Origin of the sequence: Nostoc flagelliforme FACHB-838, from assembly GCF_014698065.1 — a bacterium.
In the GTDB taxonomy this organism is placed as follows: Bacteria; Cyanobacteriota; Cyanobacteriia; order Cyanobacteriales; family Nostocaceae; genus Nostoc; species Nostoc flagelliforme_B.
In genome coordinates this window covers 1-9,588 of record NZ_JACJSI010000226.1, presented here as the reverse complement: position 1 = coordinate 9,588, position 9,588 = coordinate 1, and the positions used below count along the sequence as shown (strand labels likewise).

At 39.8% G+C, this 9,588-nt stretch carries 9 protein-coding genes and 2 pseudogenes; 5 read left to right on the top strand and 6 right to left on the bottom strand.

Going from position 1 to position 9,588, the window contains the following annotated elements:
• Positions 1-45: 45 nt before the first annotated feature.
• Positions 46-885 (bottom strand): trypsin-like peptidase domain-containing protein, encoded by an 840-nt coding sequence (locus H6G97_RS38345; RefSeq protein ID WP_190945909.1) that lies wholly within the window; start codon positions 883-885, stop codon positions 46-48.
• Between the two features lie 180 nt (positions 886-1,065).
• A complete protein-coding gene (locus H6G97_RS38340) occupies positions 1,066-1,863 on the bottom strand; it encodes a COP23 domain-containing protein (RefSeq protein ID WP_190945908.1) in 798 nt (265 codons plus the stop codon).
• Between the two features lie 474 nt (positions 1,864-2,337).
• On the opposite strand from H6G97_RS38340, the gene H6G97_RS38335 reads away from it, so the two are divergent.
• The 4 genes and pseudogenes from H6G97_RS38335 to H6G97_RS38320 all read left to right on the top strand — a co-directional run.
• Complete coding sequence (locus H6G97_RS38335; protein WP_190945907.1) at positions 2,338-2,802, top strand: helix-turn-helix domain-containing protein; 465 nt, start codon at positions 2,338-2,340, stop codon at positions 2,800-2,802.
• The gene (locus H6G97_RS38330) at positions 2,795-3,736 is read left to right on the top strand and encodes an NB-ARC domain-containing protein (protein ID WP_190945906.1); all 942 of its coding nucleotides are present in this window, start codon (positions 2,795-2,797) and stop codon (positions 3,734-3,736) included. The genes H6G97_RS38335 and H6G97_RS38330 overlap by 8 nt, the downstream gene beginning before the upstream one ends.
• 278 nt (positions 3,737-4,014) lie before the next feature.
• Positions 4,015-5,047, top strand: a pseudogene (locus tag H6G97_RS38325) (IS630 family transposase); the annotation flags it as partial.
• Positions 5,048-5,075: 28 nt separating this feature from the next.
• Positions 5,076-5,195 (top strand): annotated as a pseudogene (locus H6G97_RS38320) (hydantoinase B/oxoprolinase family protein); the annotation flags it as partial.
• 549 nt (positions 5,196-5,744) lie between these two features.
• Here H6G97_RS38320 and H6G97_RS38315 read toward each other — a convergent pair.
• Positions 5,745-6,590 carry a lysophospholipid acyltransferase family protein gene (locus H6G97_RS38315; protein WP_190945905.1) on the bottom strand — a complete coding sequence of 282 codons (846 nt, stop codon included), beginning with the start codon at positions 6,588-6,590 and terminating at the stop codon, positions 5,745-5,747.
• 62 nt (positions 6,591-6,652) lie between these two features.
• Positions 6,653-7,444 (bottom strand): DUF3891 family protein, encoded by a 792-nt coding sequence (locus H6G97_RS38310; RefSeq protein ID WP_190945904.1) that lies wholly within the window; start codon positions 7,442-7,444, stop codon positions 6,653-6,655.
• Positions 7,445-7,709: 265 nt separating this feature from the next.
• On the opposite strand from H6G97_RS38310, the gene H6G97_RS38305 reads away from it, so the two are divergent.
• Positions 7,710-8,051, top strand: coding sequence for a hypothetical protein (locus H6G97_RS38305; protein ID WP_190945903.1), 342 nt, complete (start codon positions 7,710-7,712; stop codon positions 8,049-8,051).
• A gap of 659 nt (positions 8,052-8,710) precedes the next feature.
• Here H6G97_RS38305 and H6G97_RS53675 read toward each other — a convergent pair.
• Complete coding sequence (locus tag H6G97_RS53675) at positions 8,711-9,103, bottom strand: hypothetical protein (protein ID WP_242055844.1); 393 nt, start codon at positions 9,101-9,103, stop codon at positions 8,711-8,713.
• A gap of 5 nt (positions 9,104-9,108) precedes the next feature.
• Positions 9,109-9,339, bottom strand: a complete 231-nt coding sequence (locus tag H6G97_RS53670) for a pyridoxamine 5'-phosphate oxidase family protein (RefSeq protein WP_242055843.1) — start codon at positions 9,337-9,339, stop codon at positions 9,109-9,111.
• Positions 9,340-9,588: the final 249 nt, after the last annotated feature.

Here is a 9,588-nt window from a genome sequence, read left to right as displayed (position 1 = left end):
GATACTAAGTTCCCAGCAGATGATTTTTGCGTCATATATCATATTTTATAACGCCGTGTCTACCAATCTACATTCTGATTTTTTCTTTCTACCCCGATTTACCGAGCGGATACCAAATAAAGCTTGGCTTGGCATTGTGCCATCGGCAAATATAAAGGCGATAATACCTTGGAGAGGATATTTTAAACCGCCATTAATTGCAATTAAACGACCATATTGGTCGAAAACTGGGCCACCACTCATTCCAGGATCAATTTGATTGGTATAGCCGAGTTGATAGCCTTGTTGCAAAGGTTTACCTGACAACATACCAATTTGACCTTGAGTAAATTGAAAGGCTTTTATTCCCCAATCACGGGTATCTGCAAAAGTCGTGGGGTTAATTGCATGCCAATTAGGGAATCCCGCAGCATAAACGGGTTCGCCAACGGATAAAGCATCAGAATTTCCGATCATGGCAACTTGGTAAGCGCGATCGCTGCTAAATTGCACCAAGGCCATGTCATAATTTGTAAACTGCACCGAACGCAGCCACAATCCAGAATGAGTGTGTTCGTCTGCTGTTAGGAGCGTGTAGCGATCGCCTCCTGCTTGAGCGACTACATGAGCGTTTGTTAGTACTGTGTAAGTTTTCCCCTGGCGTTCAATAATCACTCCTGAACCACTGCCTTGTTCACCCAAAATCCTCACTGTAACCAGTTGGGCAATGGTTGGTAGTGGCATACTCGCAACCATCGGCATCCTAGGATATTGAGTAATTATGTTGCCAATCACCCTGGGTTGCTCAGAAGCTAGAGTAGTTGATAATAGGGGAGCCAGAGGGGGCATAATACCACAAGTTACCTGCAAAAAAACTGAACCTAGAGAGATCCGTCTTAAATTCACGGTTACTTCCTACAAAAACTTCAAAAGATTTACCAAAGCTTTTCCTCAACCCCCTCCATATTCTGTTCTGGTCTCTGTAGTGAAGATAAGACACAAATTTTAGGAAACTTGCACAGGGTCAGATGATGGATTTAGCGTAGGGCAAGCCTTAATGCCCTCACTAATTGTTAAAGGTTTAAACTAAATGTCATTACTAGCGCCTGAGCCAGGAGCGGGATTTGGAGTAGTAACACCAGGGGTTGGAGTAGCGCTACTAGGGATTGGAGCCGTAGGCATAGCACCAGTTTCACCTGCTAATTGATTTACTGCTTCTTCCAAGTTAATAGCACTAGGAATAATCTCCTCCGTAGCCCCGCTACTTTCAATACCCCCACTTTCTCGGATACCATCGTTAGAACCAGCAGAGCGTCCAAACCGAACAATCCGAGCTAAGACATTGCCGGGATTGCGGGCATTTTCTCCTCTAAGGAGGGTTATGATCACATTGCTGGGGTTACAACTTTCAGCAGCGTTCACAAAACAAATCACGCTGAAACCATTGACCTTACCAGTCGTTAGCAGCAAAGTACTTAATTTACCACCATTTTGCGCTACTGTCACTGTCATACGCTGAGAAACCATCTGACAACGTTGTTGGGGCGACATATCATTACTTGCTGTTTGCCAAACGATTAATGGCGATGGCAAAATCCGACCGTTCGCTTGAACGAGTGTAGCAGGTAAGCCTCCTACCTGACCACAAATAAAGGAGGTTGGGGTGGCTGGGGCTGGAGAGGCGGGATAACTGCTTGGATTCGCTACAGGTGGGTAAGAATTAGGATAACTGCCTGGATTCGCTACGGGTGGATAGGAATTAGGATAACTGTTCGGATTCGCTACAGGTGGATAATAATTAGCGTACTGTGCGATCGCGGGAGATACAGCACTGCCAAACGCGATTGCAGTCAGCAAAAGTGGAGCAGCTAATTTAGATTTCATGAATTCCTATGATGAATACAACTAGTGAAAGAAGAAAGCTGCAAATGTGATAGTTGCAGACTTGTTCATAATTTGTTCTCAAGTCAACGATAATATCGCGGTCAAACTCTTAAATCATTTAAGTTAACCCTTAAACACTTTAAGTTACTTAGAATATCTATTGCTTTTTGAACAATTGGAAACTTATTCTTTCTGAAGTTTAGTGTTTAAGTAGCTAATATAACAAGCAGATAAAGTCAGTCTAAAGACTGATTAAAGTCAGACTAAAGTCAGGAAAAGTGTGGAACAATGTTGGACAAGCAAATCAAACAAATACTAGTTAAAATTATAATATTTATTAAATTTAAGTATTCAAGACTTGACAAAACATCCATTTAGAAAAATTTATTGATTACAAAATTTACTTTTCTAAACCAATCATTCAAAAATCAAGTTATTCCATTCACATATTAACTTTTTAAATATACTAAATAAATGACGGTTGAAGAAGCGTTACTATTTATTGATCAACTTTTCGAGCAAAGGTGCTTTAGTAAAGTAGAAGAGATTGTTTTTCGGCAAGTTTGGGAAGGAAGATCGTATGCAGATATTGCCCAGGCTTCTGGTTATGACGCTGGCTATATTAAAGATACAGGATATAAGCTGTGGCAATTGCTATCTACTGCTTTAGGGCAAAAAGTCACCAAGCATAATGTTCAGTCAATACTAAAGCGGGTAGCTCTCAAACAACGTGAGAGCAATCACCAAAGAAATGAGCCTAAAAGTAATGCAAACTCCTGGTCTTATCCACCTGCTCTGTCTAATAAAGTTGACTGGGGTGAAGCAACAGATATATCTGTCTTTTACGGGCGGATAAATGAACTTAAAACATTAAGTCAATGGATTGTAGATGAGGATTGCCGACTAGTGACAATTGTAGGTATAGGGGGGGGTGGGTAAAACCACACTATCGGTCAAGCTAGCAGAAGAAGTTCAGGAGGAGTTTGAGTTTGTGATCTGGCGATCGCTTCGCAATGCACCAATGATTGACACACTTTTGGCACAGATCATCTCATTCGTTTCAAATCAGCAAGAAGTAAGTTTGCCAAACACTTTAGATAATCAACTCTCCCGACTGATGGAGTACCTCTGCCAACATCGATGTTTACTGGTACTCGATAACGTTGAAACAATTTTGCAAAGTGGCGTAAAAGCGGGACGTTACCAGAAAAGGTATGAAGCGTATAGTCAGTTAATCAACCGCGTTGCGGATGAACGACATCAAAGTTGCTTGTTATTAACAAGTCGAGAAAAACCAATTGGATTATCGGCTAGAGAAGATAATGTATCATCAGTGCGCTCACTTCAACTCACTGGACTCCACAAACAGGAAGTTCAAACTATTCTTAATATAAAAGGACTGGCTCAATCAGAGAGTGAATGCAAGCAACTAACTGAGTATTACGCTGGTAATCCTTTAGCGTTGAGAATTGCAGCTACCACAATTCACTCATTGTTTGATGGAGATGTCGCTAAGTTTTTAGAACAAGGAACTGTTGTCTTTGGAGATATTTGGGAGTTGCTCGACCAGCAGTTTAACCGTTTATCTGCATTAGAACAACAGGTTATGTACTGGCTAGCTATTAATAGGGAATGGACAACTATTGCACAATTGAGAAAAGACATTATTCCAGGTGTATCTCACCGAGAACTAATGGAAGCATTGGAGTCATTGTTAGGTAGATCACTGGTTGAACAGCAGTCTGCTAGCTTTACACAGCAACCTGTTGTTATGGAGTATATGACTGAACAGAGGCAGCGCTTTTCAAACATTATTGACAAGCGCATTCCGAAGCATCATCATCATGTTGAGATAAACAAGCAGCAAGAATAGTAAGCACATAATTATTATCCATTGCATCTCAATGAGGCTTTTGAGCATTACTACGTTTCAAAGATTGCTCTCGATTCAAAGCATTAAAGGCAATTCGTTGTAGTAATGCTATGTTTTGTTCATTTTGGCTAGGCATACTCAAGCAAATTTTTATAATGAAATAGGCCTGGTAAGAAACAGATAGGAGCCAAATATAGCAATCCTAAATCATTTGTGAAAAATCACAGTTGTTGATATTGTCAACAATGGGAGTAATAATATAGTGCATGGCAGTACAGATGGAAGAGTTAATAGAATTCATTCAGGCGAACCCAGATCCCAGAGAACTAAAACGAGCACTAGCTGTACAAATGCTCATGCAAAACTATAAACATTCAACAATTGGACATATTTTAGGAGTGTCTGTAGGCTTTGTAAACAAATGGAAATATATATTTGGAGAACAGGGTGTCGCCGGACTGAGGCTGAGATACAAAGGATCAAAAAGTTATCTTGATTCGACACAAAAACAAATATTATTAAGCTGGCTACAACAGAAGAATTACTGGCATTTATCAGAATTAAAAGAGTATCTATCAGATAATTTTGATGTAGTTTTTGAGTCGAATCAAAGTTATTATGACTTATTGAAACAGGCTAATATAAGTTGGAAGAAAACACAAAAAAGTAATCCCCGTAAAGACCCGGATTTAGTTGCAAAAAAAAACTAGAAATAACAGCGTGGCTGACGGCACACCAGCAAGAGATAGTGTCTGGCGAACTCGTAGTTTTCTTTGAAGATGAATGTCACCTATTATGGGGAGATATTTGTGGTTATATTTGGGGAAACACCAAGGAACGGATTGAAGTTCCAGTTATCAATGAACGACAACGACAAACCTATTTCGGCGCTCTAAATTATTACACACAAGAATTTTTAATTAAGCCTTGTAAAAAGGGTGATTCTAGCAATGCGTAGGCGTAGCCCGTCGTAGACATCGCTTTCGTAAAATATTTAATTTCTCAGTACCCCAAAAGCGTATTGCCTTGATTTGGGATGGAGCTAGTTATCACCGTTCCAATGAGTTTAAAGCTTATTTAGGTACTATCAATCAAGGCTTAAATGAAGATGAATATAAAGTTACTTGTATTCGATTTGCACCTAATGATCCAACACAAAATCCTGTAGAAGACATTTGGTTACACGCTAAAAACTTTATTCGAGAGTTTTATCATTTATGCAAATCATTTTCTCATGTCAAGAGATTATTTGAACTTGTTACTCATCATCAAGTTTTTGACTTTCCAAAGATATTTATGTATGGTTCTTTTTTTTTCACAACTCATTTAGGATTGCTATATGTACACAACATTTCAACCAGATCCCGTCCGCTTAGAAATCTTTAAAAACCTTTATCAATTTATTGCCGAACAAATGGGAATTGTTCTCCAAAACACGGCAGCATCGGTGAATATTGAATGGCACGCTTGAAAAGCTGAAAGCTCAGCTCGTCTGGGCTGGGTGTTGGGGGTAGGGTGTTGGGTGTAGGGAAAAATCAAGAAAAGTAAATATGAGTGAGGATACAAATAAATTTCTGACTCACTACACCCACTCAGCCACACCCCACACCCAAAAGCCTTATATATCATGGGTTTGCCGTTATCTTAGTGCCATTCGAGCATGGATGCAAGCAATATCGAGATAGTTACCATTCACTACATTATCATTATTGACTGCAACGGGAAGTGAGCATCGCTTTCTGATGGGATACGCCTATTGACCGACGCGCACGGCAGGAGTTGGAGTTGAGTTTAATTTTGAAATGGCGCAGTCCATTTAATAAGGAGAACTGGGAGCGCTGGGGGCAGCCGTTTGGGTAGAAAAAGTGAAGTTTAGTGTCAGTCAAAACAGGATTGCTATATCACTCATGTAACTGTTGTTAAAGCTTGTTTTTATGGAGCTTTTATAAATAGGATTTTCCCAAATTGTTTACATATTTTTCTCCGGTTTTTTTGAAATGTTTTGACTTTATGGAGATTTTTGATTATCTATAACCAATTGATTTAGCTCTTCTTGCATTTGCTTATGAACTAATTCATAACAATCATTCACATAATTACGATCCTTAACTGCATCTTGACCATATTTTTCAAAAGTAATTGGACGACATACACGAGTATGAATCTGCATAGGTAGAGGAATATTAGGCAGAGGCCCAATAGACAAGCCCCAAGGTAAACCTAAATAAATTGGGAAAATTCCTGGGTCTATTTGATAAAGCCACGGCAATCCCAACTGATGTAGTTGTTTGACTAAATCATAGCAATCACATAAAACAATCAACGTATCATGAGCGCCTACTGATATCAAAGGAACAATTGGAACTTCTTGTTTTAAAGCCAGCTTGACAAAGCCCTTATTCTCAGCAAAATTAATTTTATAGCGTTGGCTGTGAGGACGAAACATATCATATTGTCCTCCCGGATATACCAGAACGCTAGCTCCCATCTCAAAAGCTGCACTGGCGAGCTTTGGATGTGCAACAATCGCTCCAACTTTCTGAGCTAATTGGGCTATCTCTGGACTCACTTTCCAAACAGAAGGGTGCATTAGACCATACACCAAACGCTCTGTTCCAAATCTAGAAAACCAATCATACATCATCATTACTAAATCTGGAGAAGCCATTCCACCATTATGAGAACCGACCAGTAGCACTTTTCCTTCTGTTGGTATGTGATGCCATCCATCAGTTTTTACTCGAAAATAGTAACGATAAAACCATGACCATACAGGCATTAACAATTCGAGCAACTGAGGATCTCGCTTTGTTAATGACCAACCTGGTATACATACAGATACATTTCTCGTCATTGCTCACTAGATAAATCGTTGTATTACGCTAATGTTAAATATCATTACTCAATAGATTGATGTTAGCCTGGGATTAAAGTAGTGCTTAGAGTTACCCAACAATCACTTATCAAAGCCTCCCGCATGGCTGGTTCATCGATAAAAGTCTGTTGTAAAAGTCGTCCTTCATAAACCAGTTTGATTTCGCTTTGCTGAAATGCCCAAGGAGACATGATTGCTGTGTAATGATTATCTTTGTCTTCTACCAAAGTTAACTTTAGCGTGGTTTCGTAATTAGTTGTTGGCACTTGAGTAATATGTTGTTCTCCAACTTTCCCCATACATAAAATTATCGAGAGTGCATCCCATGTTGCTACCAGCTTCTTGTTGCGCTCGATAACTTCTCCTGTCGCATAAGGCGTATAGTATTTGTCTTTTTTAAGAATATCAATCATTTGTTGTTGAAAAGCATACTCGTTGTTTAAAAAATCCCGCACAATTTCAGCAGACTTGTGTGAATTTTGCCAACTTGTGAATCGCTCATACAATCCGGTTCCGTGGAGTGAAACAAGTAGTGTTGCATACCTGCCCAAAGGAAATGCTAGCTGTTTAGCACCCGACCAAATGTCTATATGTACTTCGGTTGGAAGTTCGGTAAAGTTATAAGGATAGCCAGTTTGTGGGTTAAGCGTGGGTTGTTGTTCCCATTGCAGCCAACCTATATCGTGTTGTTCGGCGGCAAGACAAACTTCTTCCTTGGGAACAAACTCACCAAATTGCTCGTTTCCCCAAGCTCGTGCAAATTGACCTGAAAGCCACGCATGATGTGGTTGAGTGATGCAAATCAATCCATACTTTGATAAGCGATGCAGCATGAGTTTTAATCTCAACGTATCTCTAACCTTTCAACTTACACTTGCTTTAGGGTCATTTACCATTACCTGCGGGTTAAATCCTCAAGGCATAGGTAAGCGCACAACGTTTCAACAGGTTTATTGTTTTTTGAAAAATTTCAAGGCTTCAGACTCTACTCCTGAGTTCAGGATTATCCGTACTTGGCTGCTTGTTGGGAGAGCAATCTAATTCTAGGCAGATAGTAGCAATATCAGTAGATAAAGGGAATGAGTCTCCAGGTTTTTCTTGAGTAAATTAGCCACAATTCCATATTCTTTCTCTATCACACTAAAAACTTTTCCTCAACAGCCGTCAAATACGGTCGCTTCACTTCACCCCAGATGCTTCAGCACGGCACTTGGGGCATCTTCTAAATTCTCACTTTCCCGTAGCTTACTGATGCGATTAGCTTGCCCTATCCCTCGTACAACTTCTTCGCTGTCCCGTTGTGTTCATATCCCTATTTTTGGCAATGATATTTGGCTTCATGGTATTACTGCTGCAATCGCCATTTACTTTGGCTTTATTGCTACACCAGATTTATTGGAACTCAGTTCCGGGAAAAGCCACAGTCTTAGCCAGAAATAAATTGTTGCCTAGTTTTATAGTCAATTTTGTAATTTGTAGCATTGGGCTGACCAATTACGCCCACTGTCTCCAACACAGGATCTTGTTTTCAGTTTTCCCTCAGCAGTAGCTTTCATAACACAAAAGCTCCTAAACCGAATCTTCGTGCCAGATTTCCCACCAACACACCACTCATCCCTTCAATAGACCTACATCAGTAGGGCTTTCGCCAATACTCGTGAGAATCGATTGGAGAGGTGATGCACTAGCCTCCATCTAGCTCCCGCGATCGCTCTTTAAGGAAAAACTTTTTGGTTTACTATTTTTTAATTAATGTGTCAGTTTAATTATTGTCTATCAGTAAATACAACAAGCTTTGGGCTAAAATTACGTTGTTAGTCGGTGCAATTATCCAAATATTCTTATTTTAGATAATATCACTATTGTCTATTTCCTAATAGAAACTAAAATTTATAGACAAAAACTGGAAAACAAAGCTTTGCAACTCTTTCGGTTATTGTATTCTTTCAAAGAGAGAAAACAGGGTTAAGTCTAAATATTCAAGCGACCTGTAGTCAACAATTGATATCCCCCAACAAAACAAGCCATTGAAAGACAGAACTGCCATAAACTTGTAGGGGTGAGGGCAGCGCGGCTACTAAAAAAAATGAGACCTACAATTAGACGCTGTTGCGCTTGCTCAATGTGTGCGAAGTAAATTCATCTAATTTTTGTTCTAACTCTTCAATTCGAGCCACAAGAGGAGCCATCATAGCTTCAACTTCGTTAGCAGAATAGTGGACAGGAATGTGTTGAGAACAATTCTCACTCAAAGCTTCGACATGAAATAGAATAGCCCGCTCAACTTTTGCTGGATAGCTAGGAATGCGAAGTCGCTCAATTAAAGCACTATCCCCTTCAACATATTCTGCCCTTCCCCAAACTTTGATGCGTCTGCGTTGGCGGTAATCCATCAGGAACAGAAATGCTTTTGCTTCCCCTTCAAGGTTGCTTACAGTAATATACTGCACATTCCCAGAAAAATCGGCGAACCCCAGGGTTTTCTCATTCAACACTTTCAGAAACCGGGCGCTCCTCCACGAAACTGGATATAGGGATAGCCATTGGAACTGACTGTTCCTAAATAAAACCCATCCAAATGAGCAATAAATTCGGCAATTTCTAGTGTAATTGAATCATTGGCGGGCCCGTTGGCAATATAGCGTTCATAGGTTTGCCGTGAACCCCGTTGTGACTGAGCGGCTTCAACTTCAGGAGTAAAAGCAATTTCTCCAAATTTGCGTGGCATAGTGCGCTCCTAAACTCTAGCAGGTTCTTCAATACCAATCATTCCAATAAAACCAGGGAGATGCTTGAGTCGTTCAATCCAAGCTTGAACATGAGCATAGGGCGAACGCTATGGTTTTATAGTGATTGATTAACAATAGTAGTAAAGTATATGCATCTGTAACACCTAACCCTTTTTTGAGCCATTAAACCTTAACCATAAATTCATAAAACTTTAAATATTAGGAAATTTCTTCTTAATAGTACTTAA